The organism is Dyella sp. AtDHG13 (genome assembly GCF_003201105.1).
Lineage (GTDB): Bacteria > Pseudomonadota > Gammaproteobacteria > Xanthomonadales > Rhodanobacteraceae > Dyella > Dyella jiangningensis_B.
The window spans coordinates 639,623-657,111 of record NZ_QICJ01000001.1; the positions used below are offsets into that span (position 1 = coordinate 639,623).

The 17,489-nt window shown below is 65.5% G+C and carries 8 protein-coding genes; 5 read left to right on the plus strand and 3 right to left on the minus strand.

The genetic code is table 11. The features are described from left to right. Positions 1-17 precede the first annotated feature (17 nt). The 4 genes from BDW41_RS02755 (at position 18) to BDW41_RS02770 (ending at position 9,475) form a co-directional block, all read left to right on the plus strand. Positions 18-3,125 carry an efflux RND transporter permease subunit gene (locus tag BDW41_RS02755; protein ID WP_074547008.1) on the plus strand — a complete coding sequence of 1,036 codons (3,108 nt, stop codon included), beginning with the start codon at positions 18-20 and terminating at the stop codon, positions 3,123-3,125. Next, entirely contained in the window at positions 3,122-6,412 is a 3,291-nt protein-coding gene (locus BDW41_RS02760) for an efflux RND transporter permease subunit (RefSeq protein WP_074547007.1), read from the plus strand. Before BDW41_RS02755 ends, BDW41_RS02760 begins: the two co-directional genes overlap by 4 nt. Then, positions 6,409-7,878 (plus strand): efflux transporter outer membrane subunit, encoded by a 1,470-nt coding sequence (locus BDW41_RS02765; protein WP_074547314.1) that lies wholly within the window; start codon positions 6,409-6,411, stop codon positions 7,876-7,878. The genes BDW41_RS02760 and BDW41_RS02765 overlap by 4 nt, the downstream gene beginning before the upstream one ends. Before the next feature lie 715 nt (positions 7,879-8,593). Beyond that, positions 8,594-9,475, plus strand: a complete 882-nt coding sequence (locus BDW41_RS02770) for an aldo/keto reductase (protein WP_074547006.1) — start codon at positions 8,594-8,596, stop codon at positions 9,473-9,475. A 9-nt stretch (positions 9,476-9,484) separates the two neighbouring features. Here the strand turns inward: BDW41_RS02770 and BDW41_RS02775 are convergent, their stop codons facing one another. Next, complete coding sequence (locus BDW41_RS02775) at positions 9,485-10,414, minus strand: 5'-nucleotidase (protein WP_074547005.1); 930 nt, start codon at positions 10,412-10,414, stop codon at positions 9,485-9,487. A 230-nt stretch (positions 10,415-10,644) separates the two neighbouring features. After that, the gene (locus tag BDW41_RS02780) at positions 10,645-11,406 is read right to left on the minus strand and encodes an NAD kinase (RefSeq protein ID WP_074547004.1); all 762 of its coding nucleotides are present in this window, start codon (positions 11,404-11,406) and stop codon (positions 10,645-10,647) included. A 548-nt stretch (positions 11,407-11,954) separates the two neighbouring features. Between BDW41_RS02780 and BDW41_RS02785 the strand changes: the two genes are divergently transcribed. After that, positions 11,955-12,419 (plus strand): hypothetical protein, encoded by a 465-nt coding sequence (locus tag BDW41_RS02785; RefSeq protein ID WP_146217288.1) that lies wholly within the window; start codon positions 11,955-11,957, stop codon positions 12,417-12,419. 101 nt (positions 12,420-12,520) lie between these two features. Here the strand turns inward: BDW41_RS02785 and BDW41_RS02790 are convergent, their stop codons facing one another. After that, positions 12,521-17,452: an NAD-glutamate dehydrogenase domain-containing protein gene (locus tag BDW41_RS02790; RefSeq protein ID WP_074547002.1), complete on the minus strand. Its 4,932-nt coding sequence runs from the start codon at positions 17,450-17,452 to the stop codon at positions 12,521-12,523. Positions 17,453-17,489: the final 37 nt, after the last annotated feature.

Here is a 17,489-nt window from a genome sequence, read left to right on the forward strand (position 1 = left end):
CGCGGGCGCGCGATGCGATGAATATTTCCCGCCTGTTCGTACTCAGGCCGGTGGCCACCTCGCTGCTGATGATCGCCCTCGTGCTGGTGGGCCTGGTGGCGATGCGTTTCCTGCCGGTGTCGTCGCTGCCCAACGTCGATTACCCGACGATCCAGGTGCAGACCTTCTACCCCGGCGCCAGCCCGTCGGTGATGGCGACCACGGTGACCGCGCCGCTGGAAGTGCAGCTGGGCGAGATTCCCGGCCTGCAGCAGATGACGTCCAACAGTTCCGCCGGTGCGTCCATCATCACGCTGCAGTTCGACCTGTCGCTCAACCTCGACGTGGCCGAGCAGAACGTGCAGGAGGCCATCAACGCGGCCAACAGCCTGCTGCCCTCAGGCCTGCCCGCACCGCCGACCTACGCCAAGGTGAACCCGGCCGACCGTCCCATCCTCACGCTGGCGGTGACTTCCAACTCCATGTCGCTGCCGCAGCTGCAGGACGTGGCCAACAACCGGCTGGGTGCGAAGATCTCGCAGGTGCCGGGCGTGGGCTTGGTCACGCCGGCCGGCGGCAACGTGCCGGCCATCCGCATCGAAGCCGACCCCAAGAAACTCGCCGGCTACGGCCTCAACATCGACGACCTGCGCTCGCTGATCGCCAACGTCAACGTGAGCCAGCCCAAGGGCAATTTCGACGGGCCGGACCTCGACTACACCATCAACGGCAACGACCAGATCCAGAATCCGCAGGATTATCTCGACACGGTCATCTCCTACCAGAACGGCGCGCCGGTATATCTGCGCGACGTGGCACGCGTCACGCAGGCCGCGCAGAACACCGAACAGGGCGCGTGGTTCAACAAGACCCAGGCGATCGTTCTGAACGTGCAGCGCCAGCCCGGCGCCAACGTGATCGCCACCGTCGACCAGATCATGAAGCAGTTGCCGCAGCTGGAATCCACGCTGCCGGCCGGCATGAAGGTGGAGGTGGTGAACGACAGCACCGGCGTGATCCGCTCCTCGGTGCGCGACGCCGCGTTTGAGCTGGTGCTGGCCGTGGTGCTGGTGGTGCTGGTGATCTTCGTGTTCCTGCGCAACCTGCCGGCCACCATCATCCCCAGCATTTCCGTGCCGGTGTCCCTGATCGGCACGCTGGCGCTGATGTACGAGCTCAACTACTCCATCGACAACCTGTCGCTGATGGCGTTGATCATCGCCACCGGTTTCGTGGTGGACGACTCGATCGTGATGATCGAGAACATCGTGCGCTACCTGGAAGAAGGCAGGACGCCGCTGGAAGCCGCGCTGGAAGGCGCCGGGCAGATCGGCTTCACCATCGTGTCGCTGACGGTGTCGCTGATCGCGGTGCTGATCCCGCTGCTGTTCATGGGCGGCGTGATCGGCCGCCTGTTCAGCGAGTTCGCGGTGACCTTGGCCGTGACCATCGTGCTCTCCGCCGTGGTCTCGCTCACCCTGGTGCCAATGCTGTGCGCGCGCATTCTCAAGGCGCAGAAGGACCGCCACCCCAGCCGCTTCGAACGCATCAGCGAAGGGCTGTTCGACAAGACGCTGGCCGCGTACAAGCGTGGCCTGGGCTTCGTCATGGCCCACCAGCTGGCCACGCTGCTGGTGTTCTTCGGCACGCTGGCGCTGACCATCGTGCTCTACGTGGTCATCCCCAAGGGCCTGTTCCCGGTGCAGGACGTGGGCGTGCTGCAGGGCATCAGCGTGGCGGACAACTCGGTGTCCTACGGCGCCATGGTGGATCGCCAGAAGCAATTGGCCGACGCGATCCTGCAGGACGAGGACGTCGCCAGCCTCACCTCCTACGTCGGCATCGACGGCACCAACACCACGCTCAACAACGGCCGCTTCCTGATCAACCTGAAGCCGCGCGACGAGCGCTCGTCCACGGCGGACGAAATCGCGCGCCGCATCCGGCAGGAAGTGGCCAAGGTGCCGGGCATCCACCTGTACATGCAGCCCGAGCAGGACCTGACGCTGGACACCACCATCTCGCCGAACCAGTACCAGTTCGTGCTGCGCGGGCCGAGCGAACAGGCATTCCAGCAAGTGGTGCCCGAGCTGGTCAAGCGGATGAAGGACATCAAGTCCATCACCGACGTCACCAGCGACCTCAACAACGATGGCCTCGCGGTGAACGTGCAGGTGAACCGCCAGCTCGCCGCGCGCTACGGCATTACCGCGGCCACCATCGACAACGCGCTGTACGACGCGCTGGGCCAGCGCATCGTCTCCACCATCTTCGAGCAGGCCAGCCAGTACCGCGTCATCCTGGTGGCGAAACCGGAAAGCATTCCCACGGTGGAATCGCTGGGCGACCTGTACCTGCCCAGCCAGACGGCCAGCAGCGGGCAGGTGCCGCTCAAGGGCATCGCCGACATCCAGATCACCAAGTCGCCGCTGGTGATCAGCCATCTGGCGCAGTTCCCGGCCGTCACGGTGTCGTTCAATCTCACCAAGGGCGCCTCGCTCAGCAAGGCGGTGAAGGAAGTGAGCGACGTGGAGCAGGCGCTGCACCTGCCCTCGTCCATCACATCCACCTTCCAGGGCGCCGCGCAGGCCTTCCAGGATTCATTGTCCAGCGAGGTCTACCTGCTCATCGCCGCGCTGGTGGCCGTCTATATCGTGCTGGGCGTGCTGTACGAGAGCTTCATCCATCCGGTGACGATCCTCTCCACCCTGCCCTCGGCGGGTATCGGCGCCTTGCTGGCCTTGATGATCGCCGGCAGCGATCTGGACGTGATCGGCATCATCGGCATCGTGCTGCTGATCGGCATCGTGAAGAAGAACGCGATCATGATCGTGGACTTCGCTCTGGAGGCCGAGCGCGAGCACGGCAAGCCGGCGGACGAGGCGATCTTCGAGGCCTCCCTGCTGCGCTTCCGCCCCATCCTGATGACCACGCTCGCCGCCATGCTGGGCGCCATGCCGATGCTGCTGGGCACGGGCACGGGTTCGGAACTGCGGCGGCCGCTGGGTTTGGCGATCATCGGCGGCCTGCTGCTCAGCCAGCTGCTCACCCTGTTCACCACGCCGGTGATCTACCTGTATTTCGATCGCCTCGCGCAGCGTTTCGGCAGCAAGCGTCCTGAGGCCGCCGCCGGGGAATCGGCGTGAACATCCCGGGCGTCTTCATCAAGCGCCCCGTGGCGACCACGCTGCTGGCCGTCGCCATCCTGCTGTCGGGTGCGCTGGCATATTTCCGCCTGCCGGTGGCGCCGCTGCCCAACATCACCTTTCCGGTGGTGGTGGTGCAGGCGAGCATGGCGGGCGCCAGCCCCAGCACCATGGCCTCCACCGTGGCCGAGCCGCTGGAACGGCGGCTCGGCACCATCGCCGACGTGACCGAGCTGACTTCCACCAGCACCGTGGGAACGTCGCAGATCGTCATCCAGTTCGGCCTCAACCGCGACATCAACGGCGCCGCGCGCGACGTGCAGGCGGCCATCCAGGCCTCGCGCGCCGACCTGCCGACCACGCTGCGCAACAACCCGACCTATCGCGAATACAACCCGGCCGATTCGCCGATCATGGTGCTCGCGCTCACCTCCAAGACACTCACCCGCGCCCAGCTCTACGACTCGGCCGATTCGGTGATCCAGCAGCAGCTGTCGCAAGTCGACGGCGTGGGGCAGATCACGCTGGGCGGCAGCGCCCTGCCCTCCGTGCGCGTGGAACTGCAGCCCGACCAGCTCAACAGCTACGGCATCGGCCTGGAGGACGTGCGCGCCGCCATCAGCGCCGCCAACGCGGACAGCGTGAAAGGCCACATCGACCAGAATGGCCAGCGCTACGAGGTGCTGTCCAACGACCAGATCAGCAAGGCCGCGCCTTATCGTGATCTCGTCATCGCCTATCGCAACGGCTCGCCCGTGCAGTTGCGCGACGTGGCGCAGGTGCTCGATTCCGCCGAGAACATCCGCAACGCCGGCCTCTACAACGGCAAGGATGCGGTGCTGGTCATCGTCTATCCCTTGCCCGGCAGCAACATCGTCAAGACGGTGGCGCAGATCAAGAAGTCGCTGCCATCCATCGAAGCCACCTTGCCACGCAACGTCCATGTCGGCGTGGCGGTGGATCGCTCGCAGTCGGTGAATGCGGCCGTCGGCGATACCGAGCGCACGATGTTCATCGCCATCCTGCTGGTGATCGGCGTGGTGTACGTGTTCCTGCAGTCGCCGCGCGCCGTGCTGGTGCCCGCGGTGGCGTTGCCCTTGTCCATCGTCGGCACGTTCGGCCCGATGTACCTGCTGGGCTACAGCATCGACAACCTGTCGCTGATGGCGCTGACCATCGGCACCGGCTTCGTGGTGGACGACGCGGTGGTGGTGCTGGAGAACATCGTGCGCCACGTGGAGTCGGGCATGGACGTGCATGAGGCCGCCATGGTGGGCAGCGCCGAGGTCAGCTTCACCGTGATCTCGATGAGCCTGTCGCTGATCGCTGTGTTCCTGCCCATCCTGTTGATGCCCGGCATCGTCGGCCTGCTGTTCCACGAATTCGCCGTGACGCTCTCCATCGCGATCCTGCTGTCGCTGGTGATCTCGCTGACGGTGACGCCGACCATGGCGGCCTACGTGCTCAGCCGCAAGACGCTGCACTCCAGGGCGCGCTGGGCCGTGTGGTACGAGCGCCAGTTCGACCGTTTCCGCGAGGCGTATTCGCGCTCGCTGACCCTGGTGCTCGACCACGCCTTCGCGGTGATCCTGACCCTGATCGGCCTGATCGTGCTCAACGTGGTGCTGATCCGCCTGGTGCCGTCCACCTTCTTCCCCGAGCAGGACAACGGCATCCTGATGGGCCAGATCATCGCGGACCAGAGCATCTCGTTCCAGGCGATGGAGAAAAAACTGGCGCAGCTGCAGGACATCGTGCAGAAGGACCCTGCCGTGGCCTCGGTCGCGGGCTTCACCGGCGGCCGCGCGCTGAACACCGCCAATGTCTTCATAGAATTGAAGCCGCTGGCCGAGCGCAAGATTTCCGCCGCCCAGGTGGTGGATCGCCTGCGCCCGAAGCTCAACGCCGTGTCGGGCGCCAAGCTGTTCCTGCAGGCCGCGCAGGATCTGCATATCGGCGGGCGGCAGTCCGCATCGGAGTACCAGTACACGCTGACGAGCGATGATCCCGAGGCGCTCTACACCTGGGTGCCGAAACTGATCACGGCGCTGGGCAAGTACCACGACCGCATCACCGACGTGAACTCCGACCTGCAACAGAACGGCCTGCAGCTCTACGTTACGTACGACCGCGCGACCGCGGCCCGCTACGGTTTCGCGCCCAACCAACTGGACAGCGTGCTGTATGACGCGTTCGGCCAGCGCACGGTGTCCACCGTGTACAACCAGTTGAACCAATACTACGTGGTGATGGAAGTGTCGCCGCAGTACTGGCAGTACCCGCAGGCCATCGAACGCATCCGCTTCAGCACCGCCGCCGGCAATCCCACCGGCACGCAGCAGACGCAGATGTCCAAATCGCTGGTCAGCGGCACCACCTCGACCGCGTCCACCGCAAGCACGAACACCAATGCGCGCAATGCGGACGCCGAGGCCAACCAGCTCACCAATGCCATTTCCAACGCCAAGGGCGGCAGTTCCAGCGGCAGCGCGGACAGCACAGCGGCGGAAACCATGGTCCCGTTCCCCGCGCTCGCCTCTTACGTGAGCAACCACACGGCGACGCAAGTCAACCATCAGGGTGGCCTGGTCGCCGGCACCATCTCCTTCAACCTGCCGCCGGGCGGTTCGCTGAGCAACGCGCTGGCCGCCATCGGCGAAGCCGGGCAGGCGTTGGGCATGCCGGCCTCCATCCATGGCGCGACGGCCGGCGCGGCACAGGTGTATGCGCAATCGATGAGCACCATGCCGCTGCTGATCCTGGCGGCGCTGGCGGCCGTCTATATCGTGCTGGGCATCCTGTACGAGAACACGGTGCATCCCATCACCATTCTCTCCACCCTGCCCTCGGCCGGCATCGGCGCCACGCTGGCCCTGCTGATCTTCGGCACGCCGTTCTCGGTGATCGCGCTGATCGGCATCATCCTGCTGATCGGCATCGTGAAGAAAAACGCGATCATGATGATCGACGTCGCCATCCACCTGCAGCGCGACGGCGGCCTGGAACCGCGCAAGGCCATCCATGACGCCGCCGTGGTGCGACTGCGCCCGATCATGATGACCACCGCCGCCGCCGTGCTCGGCGCCGTACCGCTGGCCATCGGCATCGGCCAGGGCGCATCGCTGCGCCAGCCGCTGGGCATCACGGTGATGGGCGGCCTGATCCTCAGCCAGGTGTTCACCCTCTACACCACGCCGGTGATCTACCTCTATCTCGACCGCCTGCGTGCACGGCTGGCGCGGTGGTCGGAAAGCCTGCCGTGGAACCGATCGGACGCAAGCGCATGAACAGACACCCCACTCTTTTCCGGAACGCGTTCGCGATCTCGCTGGCCGTGGCGCTCAGCGGCTGCATGGTGGGCCCCGACTACCATCGCCCTGAAGTGAGCACGCCACCGCAATACAAGGAGCTGCCCGGCTGGAGCACTGCAACGCCTGCCGATGACGCACCCAAGGGCGAATGGTGGAAGGCGTTCAACGATCCGCTGCTCGACGAACTGGAACCGCAGGTCGCCACCTCCAACCAGACCGTGGCCAAGAGCTACGCCGACTATCAGGCCGCCATGGCCGACGTGCAGGTGGCCCGCAGCGCGCTGTTCCCCACCATCGGCATCAGCGGCGCAGCCAGCAAGCAACGCTCGGCGGCCGGCAACGCCGGCAGCGGCGTGGAACATTTGCGCCCCGTCAGTACCTCCGGCTCGCTGGAAGGCAACGTGAGTTGGGCCCCCGATTTCTGGGGCAAGGTGCGCCGCACCGTCGAGGAGAACAAGGCGACCGCGCAGGCCAGCCAGGCCACGCTCGCCAATGCTGTCCTCACCGAACAGACCGCACTGGCGACTGCCGTGATCGACCTGCGCGTCACCGACGCCAACATCGACCTGCTGCAGAAAACCGTCGACGCGTACAAGGAATACCTGCGCGTGGTGGAAAACCAGGGCAAGGCCGGTACGATCGCGCCCTCCGACGTGATCACGGCGCGCACGCAGCTGGAGAACGCGCAATCCAAGCTCATCGCGCTCGGCGTGTCGCGCGAGCAGTACGTGCATGCCATCGCCGTGCTGGCCGGCAAGAACCCGGAAGAACTCGACGTGCCGCATAACGCGACGCTGCCGAGCTTGCCGCAGGTGCCCACCGGCGTGCCTTCCACCCTGCTGCAGCGCCGGCCCGATATCGCGGTGGCGGAACGCGAAATGGCCTCCGCCAACGCCGCCATCGGCGTCGCGGTGGCCGCGTACTATCCGTCCATCTCGCTGTCGGCAGCCGATGGCTTCTCGCAATCGCCACTGGCCGGCCTGCTGCACGTCGCCAACCACGTATGGTCGCTGGGCGCCGACGTAAGCGAAACCATTTTCGACGCCGGCGCCCGCCACGGCCAGGTCGCCGCCGCACGCGCCAACTACGAATCCGCCGTCGCCAACTACCGCGGCACCGTGCTCGCCGCCTTCCAGAACGTGGAAGACGACCTCTCAGGCGTGAGAATCCTGGCGCAACAGGCGCAAGTACTCGACGCGGCCGTGAAAGACGCCACGCGCGGCGCCGAGATCGCCTTCAACGAATACAACGCCGGCACCGTCGACTACACCACCGCCGCCACCGCGCAAACCACGCAGCTCAGCACCGAGCAGGATGCGCTGAGCGTGCAGCAGCAGCGCTTGCTGGATGCGGTGTCGTTGATTGGCGATCTAGGGGGCGGTTGGTCGGCGGACGAGTTGGCGCATGCGCCGACGGCACCGGTGACGAAGGTTGCGAAGTGAGTTGTGTTTGGTGTTGTTGCTTGTTGATGTGCGCTGGCGGGCTGATTCTTTTCGCCGTCGTTCGCGCGAAAGCGGGGATGACGGTGAGGGAACCGATGTTGCTTCGGAGATTTTGAAGAGGCTCTAAGGTTTTGAAGGGCCTCCAAGACAGGCGCTCCGCGCCAATCACGACGCGATGTGCCGCGCAGCGGCACGAGCCGTCGGCTTTGAGCTCTGGGCTCTTGATCTTCCGGGTCCCCGTATGAGGCGGCGGGCGGGTGGAGGAATAGCCCGCAGGGTGGCCGGCATGGATGCCGGCCAGTTTGTCGTCAGGGCAGGATGCCCTGTCGACAAACCCCGTAACCCGTCCGCGCACCTATCGGGCTTTGCCCGATAGGCGCCGATTCCGGGGGGCCCTTCTCTTTGGTTACTTTCTCTTGGGCAAGCAAGAGAAAGTGACCCGGCCTCCGGCAGGAGGTCGGAACGCCCGCCGCGTAGGCGGCTAGGTCGCGGCGGCGTTGGTAAAGAGCCGATCAACCTTTACGCGACAACCCAACCAAAAGTCGCTGGATCCCGGCCTACGCCGGGATGACGGCTAAAGAATGGAACGGTAAGGCGAGCACCTGACCGCGGCCCCTACCTCAGCCCCAATAGCAAAGAAACACACTCACCAAGCGCTGGCACACCACCCCTACCCTTGGCAAACTCCCCGCTCCCTCCAACACACCCGCCCATCATGCCCAGCCCACCACCCCTCACCCTCTCCCCCATCGTCGCCGGCCTCTGGCGCATCGTCAGCTGGCAACTCGGCGTGCAGGAGCGCGTGCGCTGGATCGAGCAGGCGCTGGACATGGGCATCACCTCGTTCGACCACGCCGACATCTACGGCGACTACCAGGCGGAAGCACAGTTCGGCGAAGCGTTGAAGGCCGCGCCAGCGCTTCGCGACCGCATGCAGCTGGTCACCAAGTGTGGCATTCGCCTGCGCTCCGCACAGCGTCCCTATCGCATCAACTACTACGACACCTCGGCCGCCTACGTGCGGGCACAGGTGGAGCAATCACTGCGCAACCTGCACACCGATCACCTGGATCTGGTACTGATCCATCGGCCGGACTACCTGATGGATGCCGCCGCGCTGGCCGACACCTTCGCCACCCTCACGCGCGAGGGCAAGGTGGCGCACTGGGGCGTTTCCAACCACACGACCAGCCAGTTCGCGCTGCTGCATCAGCGCCATCCGCTGCTGACCAACCAGGTCGAGCTTTCGCCGCTGCAGATGGGTGCGCTGGACGACGGCACGCTGGACCAAGCCCAGCAGTTGGGCCTGCGTCCGATGATCTGGTCGCCGCTGGGCGGTGGACGCCTGTTCACCGGCGAGGACGAACAGGCCGTGCGCGTGCGCGCCGAGATGGAACGCATCGCCGAGCGTTACGGCATCAACCTCACCACGCTGGCCTTTGCCTGGGCGCTGCGCCACCCCTCGCGCCCGTACGTGATCACCGGCACGGGTCGCATGGATGGCCTGCGCGATGCCGTGGCGGCACTCGATGTTCAGCTCGACGCCGAGGACTGGTACGCCATCTGGACGGCCAGCAAGGGGCACTCGGTGCCCTAGTCGCCACGCTCAGCGATTGGACACGCCATGCGGTACGTGCCCGGTCGCCACATGCTTGCGCGCCGATTCCACGTTGGCCGGTGAGTCGTCGAAGAAGATGTCCGCGCCGAACGCGTCGAGGAACGGGCCCTTGTCGCGCCCGCCCAGGAACAGCGCCTCATCGATGCGCACGCCCCAGCGGCGCAAGGTGAGAATTACGCGCTTGTGCGCCGGCGCCGAACGCGCGGTGACCAACGCGGTGCGGATGGGCGAATCCTCCGCCGGGAAGGCCGCCTGCAGGCGGTGCACGGCGGTGAGAAAGCCACGGAAGGGTCCCACCGACAGCGGCTCGTTGACCAGTTCGCGTTCGCTGCGATGGAAGGCTTCCAGGCCTTCCTCGCGCGACACGCGTTCGCCCTCGTCGCCGAAGATCACGGCGTCGCCGTCGAAGGCGATGCGCAACTGCTCGGTGGCGCGCGGCGGCGCCGTCGAGGGAAGAATGGTGGCCGCCGCGACGCCCGCGGCGAGCGCGCGGCCCACGTCCTCGGCATTGGCGGAAAGGAACAGGTCGGCCTTGAACGGCGCGATGTAATCAGAGGTCGGCGCCCCGCTGGTGAACGCGGCGCGGCTGATCTCCAGCCCGTAATGCTGGATCGCGTTGAAGATGCGCAACCCCGTGTCGCCCGAATTGCGCGACAGCAGGATCACCTCCACCGGCGGCACGTCGCCCGCCAGCTTGTTCAGGCCCAGCAGCTTCTGCACCAGCGGAAACGCCACGCCGGGCTTGAGTATCTCGTTCTCGTGCTCGATCTGGAACGCGCGATACGCATCCAGCCCCTGATGCTCGAACAGCTCGTGGCTGTCGCCCAGGTCGAACAGGGCACGCGAGGAAATGGCCACCACCAGGCGATTGTCGCCGGCGGAGGCGGGATCGTGGACGTCGGTCTTGGGGCGGCTCATGGTGGGGAATCTAGCGCAAAAGGCGAGGAGTGAGTTAAGAGGAGTGAGAAACGAGAGAAAGGCCGGCGGCCCAAGCTCTTCTCTCACTTCTCGCTACTATTTTCTCACTCCTGCCCTTAAGGCGAGGAGTGAGTCAAGAGGAGCGAGGAACGAGAGAAAAGCCGGCTACTTCAAGCCTTCGCTCTTCGCCCTTCTCTCACTTCTCACTACTATTTTCTCGCTCCTGCTCTTCAGTCTTGAGCGAATTGCTCATCCAGAATGCGCTGTTCCAGATTGTGCTCCGGGTCGAACAGCAGGCGCACGCCCTGCCCTTGCGACTGGCGGATCTCGACTTCGCGGATGTCGCGCACCTCGTGATAATCCGCCGTGGCGCTCACCGGGCGCTTGCCGGGATCGAGCACGCGCAGCGTCACCAGGGTGCGGTGCGGCAGGATGGCGCCGCGCCAGCGACGCGGACGGAACGGGCTGATGGGGGTGAGCGCCAGCACGTTGGCGTCCAGCGGCAGGATCGGGCCGTGCGCGGAAAGGTTGTACGCGGTGGAGCCGGCCGGCGTGGAGACCAGGATGCCGTCGCACACGAGGTTCTGCAGCTTCACCGTGTCGTTGAGTTTGACCTCCAGGTGGGCGGCCTGGTTGCTCTGGCGCAGCAGGGAGACTTCGTTGAAGGCGAGCGCATGATGCACTTCGCCGTGCGCGTCAACGGTGCGCATCTCCAGTGGGTACAGCACGGCGGCATGGGCGCGGGAGATGCGTTCCTCCAGTTCGTCCAGCCGGTGCTTGTTCATCAGGAAGCCGACGCGCCCCAGCTTCATGCCATACACCGGCGCCGGCAGGGCGCGATAGGCGTGCAGCGTGCGCAGCATGAAGCCGTCGCCGCCCAGGGCCACGATGACGTCGGCCTCCTCCGGCGGCATGTCGCCATAGCGATCGACAAACTTGCGGCGAGCCTGCTGGGCCACGTTGGTCTCGCTGGCGACAAAAGCAAAGCGCATAGGGCAGAGCCATCACCTGACAGGGGCCCTGAGCATAACAGCTACGGTTTGCGCTCCGGGACAGGGCCCGGCATGGCCGGGCGCCCCGCGAGGGGTAGGCCCGCCGGTCCCCGCCGAAGGAATCATCGGTGCACGCAAAAAAATATCGAAGGGACTAATACCTAGAGGCACCGCGCACATATACCCAGCGCCGATAGGAAAACGTACGCGGCACGGTTGGCCGCGTTCTCAAACATCGCAGGCACTGGACGAATAAACACTCCAGGTAAATCCGCAACAAAGCGCCGGCTCTTAAACAGCGCCATTCGAATCGAGCCGTTTTTCGCGAGGAAAACATCGGCATTCGCTTTGCTCTTTTTCTCCGGACACGGAGCTTATTTTTCACGGTTTCACAAGGAGCGATTTTTAAAATCGCCACCGAATCGCTCCCAGGCCATGGCGTGGCGCACAGCATGATGTGCGCCACTCGTCATCGCGCGTATCCGCAAAAACCTGGGCGATTCGCGGGCAAACCCATCCAAGCATGCAAACCGTTGAGGAGTACGCTTATGCAACGCACTAGCTCATCCGTGAAGCTTCTGGCTGCTCTTGCTTCCGTTTTCCTGGCAGGCATAGCGGCAACGATGCCGGCCAGCGCACAGACATGTTCGCCGGCGCTGGTGGCCGGCAGTTATGCGGCGTCCGACGACGGATCGATCATTCCCGCCCTCGGCGGTGTCATCAACCGGGCGTCGGTGGGACAAATCAATCTGGATGCGGCGGGTAATGTGTCCGGCACCAGCACGGCCAGCCTGGCCGGCACGATCAATACCAACAATTTCACCGGTACCTATGTCGTCAATCCTGATTGCACCGGTACATTGAATCTGCAGCAACCCGGAGCCACGGCGACTTTCGCGGCGGTATGGGACAGCAACGGAAGCCATTTCCGTTTCATATTCACCTCCTTCGGAACGCCGCTGCTTTCCACGCCCACGGTCATCCATGGCGACGCTACCAAGAAATTCCCGTGATTCGATACTTGCAAGCGATGTCCAGGACACCGCTTGATTGACCAAAAAAAGGGGCGGCGCCATGCGCCACCCCTTTGCCGATACCCGCAAACGCAGCGCGTTTACTGGTTCACCGGCACCTGCGCCAGCTGGGCCAGGCGACGGACTGCGACTGAGGCGATCGGGTAGTCCGCGTTCTGGGTCAGGATTTCCGCCAGCATGTTGCGGGTGTACTTCAGCGTGGCGTCGTCGCGCTGCAGCCATGCCTGCACTGGCGAGATGTCCTTCGATGCGCCCGTGAGCGAGAGCACCTGCAGGGCCAGCGCGCGATGCTGGTGGTTGAGCTCGTCCAGCAGCGAACCGCGTGCCTGCGCGTGCCATGCACCCTCGACCGGCAGCGCTTCGATCTGGCTGCGCAGCCATTCCAGGTCCAGCGCCTCGCCCAGTTCGTAGAACACGCTGGCCACCTTGGCGATCGGCTGGCCGCTCTGCTGGGCCACCTCGACGATGTCGAGCATGGCGCGCAGTTCCGGCAGGCGCGCCAGGCGCAGGGCGAGTTCGCCCGGCATGCCGAGGCCCTCCCACTTCTCCTGGCTGGTGGCGAATTCCTGCTTGCCCGTCTCGGTGAGCACGTTGGGCAGGGCCGCACGCAGCTCGGTGACGCCGGCCTGGTAGCGCTCCACGTTGGCGGCGATTTCCAGCGTGCCGCCCGGACGGTTCAGCAGCCAGCGCGTGGTGTGGCGCAGCAGCGACCAGATCTGCAGGATGGCGTCGATCTGGGTGGCTTCCGCCACCTTGCCGTCCAGTGCTTCGATCTGCGCCCACAGTTCGCGTGCGTCGAGGATTTCACGCGCGGCGGTGTACGCCTTGGCGATGGCCGCCGGCCCCTGCCCCGTGTCTTCCTGCATGCGCATCATGAAGGTGGCGCCCATGCGGTTGATGGTGGAGTTGGTCACGGCCGTGGCGATGATTTCGCGCTTCAGGCGGTGGCGCTGCATGTGCTCGGCGTACTTGGCGTGCAGCGGCTCGGGGAAATAGCGCACCAGTTCCTTGGACAGGTACGGGTCTTCCGGCACGTCCGAGTCGAGCAGCTGCTGGAACAGCTTGATCTTGTCGTACGACAGCAGCACGGAAAGCTCCGGACGCGTCATGCCGATCCCGCGCGTCTTGCGCTCGGTCAGCTCCGCTTCGCTGGGCAGGTTTTCCACCTGCCGGTCGAGCAGGCCTTCCGATTCCAGCTGGCGGATGAAGTGCGCCATGGAGCCGATGCGGTGCACCGACTGGTGCTCCATCAGGGTGATGGCCTGGTTCTGGCGGTAGTTGTCCCACAGCACCAGCTGGCCGACTTCGTCGGTCATGCTGGCGAGCAGCGTGTTGCGCTGGTCGAGCGTGAGCTCGTTGCGCTGCACGGCGTCGCCGAGCAGGATCTTGATGTTCACCTCATGGTCGGAGGTGTCCACGCCGGCCGAGTTGTCGATGAAGTCGGTGTTGAGCAGCACGCCATGCTGCGCGGCTTCGATGCGGCCCTTCTGGGTGAAGCCCAGGTTGCCGCCCTCGCCCACCACCTTGCAGCGTAGCTCCGCGCCGTTCACGCGCAGCGCGTTGTTGGCGCGGTCGCCCACGTCGGCATGGGTTTCGGCGCTGGACTTCACGTAGGTGCCGATGCCGCCGTTCCACAGCAGGTCCACCGGCGCCTTCAGGATGGCGCTGAGCAGTTCGTTCGGAGCCAGCTGGGTAACGTCCGGCTTGATGCCGAGCACGGCGCGCACTTCCGGCGAGATCGGGATCGACTTCAAGGTGCGCGGATACACGCCGCCGCCGGCGGAGATCAGCGACTTGTTGTAGTCGTCCCAGCTCGAGCGCGGCAGCTTGAACATGCGCTCGCGCTCCGCGAACGAACGCTCCACGTCCGGCGTCGGGTCGAGGAAGATGTGGCGATGGTCGAACGCGGCGACCAGCTTGATGTGGCGCGACAGCAGCATGCCGTTGCCGAACACGTCGCCGGACATATCGCCGATGCCCACGCAGGTGAAGTCCTGCGACTGGCTGTCGCGGCCCAGCGCGCGGAAGTGGCGCTTGACCGACTCCCACGCACCCTTGGCGGTGATGCCCATGCCCTTGTGGTCGTAGCCGTTGGAACCGCCCGAGGCGAAGGCGTCGCCCAGCCAGAAGCCGTGCTCGACCGAGATGGCGTTGGCGATGTCGGAGAACGTGGCCGTGCCCTTGTCGGCCGCCACCACCAGGTACGGATCGTCGTTGTCATGGCGCACCACGTCGTGCGGCGGCACCACCTTGCCTTCGAGCAGGTTGTCGGTGATGTCGAGCAGGCCGCTAATGAACATGCGGTAGCAGGCGATGCCCTCGGCCAGCTGCGCGTCGCGGTCGCCGTTGACGGGCGGGCGCTTGACGTAGAAACCGCCCTTGGAGCCCACCGGCACGATCACGGTGTTCTTCACCATCTGCGCCTTCACCAGGCCCAGCACTTCCGTGCGGAAGTCCTCGCGGCGGTCGGACCAGCGCAGGCCGCCACGCGCCACCGGGCCGAAGCGCAGGTGGATGCCTTCCACGCGCGGCGCGCACACGAAGATCTCGCGGTACGGCACCGGCTTGGGCAGCTCTGGCACGCGGTGCGAGTCGAACTTGAAGCTGATGTAGCTGCGGTACTGGCCGTTCCACTGCTGGAAGAAGCTGGTGCGCAGCGTGCCGCGGATCAGCGCCACGAAGCTGCGCAAGATGCGGTCGTCGTCCAGGCTGGACACGGTTTCCAGCAGCGTGCCGATGGCCTCCTCGATCACCGTGATCTGCTCGTCGCGCGGCTTGGAGAGCGCGCCCACCAGGCCGTCGATGAGGGCCGGATGCGCATGGCGCAGCGACTCGGGGATCAGCACCTGCATCTCGCCGCGCAGCATGTCGCCGGCGCGCTTGAGCTCGTCGGCCGACAGCGTCTCGCGGCGCGGATCGAACTTGGCCAGGAACATTTCCACCAGCAGGCCGGCGATGGCCGGGTAGCGGTTGAACGCGTCTTCCATGTACGACTGCGAGAAGGCCACGCCGGTCTGCAGCAGGTACTTGCAGTAGCTGCGCAGCATGGCGACCTGGCGCCAGCTCAGCTTGGCGCCCAGCACGAGGCGGTTGAAGCCGTCGTTCTCGGCATTGCCGCGCCAGATCTGCTCGAAGGCGTCCTCGAACAGCGTGCCCACCTGCTCCACGCTGAAAGCGAGGCTGCCGGCGGTCTGCACTTCGAAGTCCTGAATGTAGAGCTGGGCGTCGCCGACGCGGATGTCGTACAGGTGCTCGGTGAGCACGCGCAGGCCCAGGTTCTCCAGCTGCGGCAGCACTTCGGACAGGGCGATGTCGCCGCCGCTGCGGTAGATCTTGAAGCGCAGTTCTTCCGGACGGGAGGCCGGATGGTAGAACGACATGCGCACCGCGTCGTCGCCCTTGAGCAGCGACAGCTGGTGCACGTCCTGCGCGGCCACGACCGGGGACACGTCCTCCATGTAGCCGGCGGGCATGGCCTTGGCATAGCGGTTGGCCAGCACCACGCCGTCATGGTCGCCCAGCGTGCGCACCAGCTCGTCGCGCACGTCGTCGTGCCAGTTGCGCACGATGGCGGCCACGCCCTTCTCAAGCTCCGCGGTGTCGTACTGCACCTGGTCGCCGATCTTCGGGCGCACCACCACGTGCAGGCGCACCAGCGCGGCCTCGCCCATCAGCACGGACGAATCCAGGCTCTCGCCGCGCATCGACTCCTTCAGCATCGCCTCGATGCGCTCGCGCACCGTGGTGTTGAAGCGTTCGCGCGGGACGTACACCAAGCAGGTCACGAAGCGGCCGTAGCGGTCGCGGCGCACGAAGATGCGCGTGCGTGCGCGCTGGCGCAGTTCCAGCGTGCCCATCGCGGTGTTGAACAGTTCCTCGTCGCTGCTCTGGAACAGCTCGTCGCGCGGCAGCGTTTCCAGGATGTGGCGCAGCGCCTTGCCCGAATGCGAGTCGCGCTTGAGGCCGGAGCGCTCCATCACGTACTCGACCTTCTGGCGCACCAGCGGCACGTCCTGCGGGCGCGCCATGTATGCATTGGAGGAGAACAGGCCCAGGAAGCGCTGCTCGGCCACCGGCTTGCCGTTGGCGTCGAACTTGAGCACGCCCACGTAATCCATGTAGCCCGGACGGTGCGCGTGCGAGCGCGCATTGGTCTTGGTGAGGATGATGGCGTCGGTGGAGCCGGACTGCGGCAGGTCGCTGGCCACCAGCGAACGCAGCGAGCGCGGCGCCAGCGAGCGCTCGCTCTTGTGCAGGATGCCGGCGCCGGAGGTTTCGTTGGCGCGCAGCACTTCCTCGCCGTCGGCTTCGGTGACTTCGTATTCGCGGTAGCCGAGGAAGGTGAAGTTGTCGTCGGCGAGCCAGCGCAGGAATTCCGAGGCTTCCTTCACCGAGGCAGCGTCGATCGGCAACTGGCGCGAAGGCAGGTCGGCGGCGATGGCCAGAGCTTGGTCGCGCATCTTCTTCCAGTCGGCCACGGCGACGCGCACGTCTTCCAGCGCGCCTTCGAGGCGGGCCTTGAGCCTGGCCAGCTCCTCGTCGTTCGCCACGCGGTCCACTTCGAAATGCATCACCGATTCGGGCTGGCCGTCGGCGGCGCCGATCTTCAGCAGCTTGCCGGAGGCGTCGCGCGACACCTCCACCACCGGATGGATCACCGCGTGGATCTGCAGGTTCTCGGCCGCGACCATGCTGACGGTGTCGACCAGGAAGGGCATGTCGTCGGTGACGACCTCGATGTAGCTGCGGCCCGCGTGGCCGGTTTCCGGGTTGACCACGCGTACGGCGGCGTGGCCGGGCTTGCGCTGCTGCATGAACTGGAGCAGGTCGGCGATCAGCGCGGCCCACTCGCGGGCGGTGTGCAGCTCGAGGTCGCCGTCGGCGATGCGCGAGAAGAAAGCGCTGATAAAAAATTGCGCCTCATCAAGGCGCACCGTGGGAAATCCGCTTTTCAGTTCTTCGAGAACAACAGTGGGGAAAGAGCTGTTGCTGGCCGCACGAATCGCGTTCATGGCATCTACTGTTTTGGGGAGACGGAATGAGGCTAAA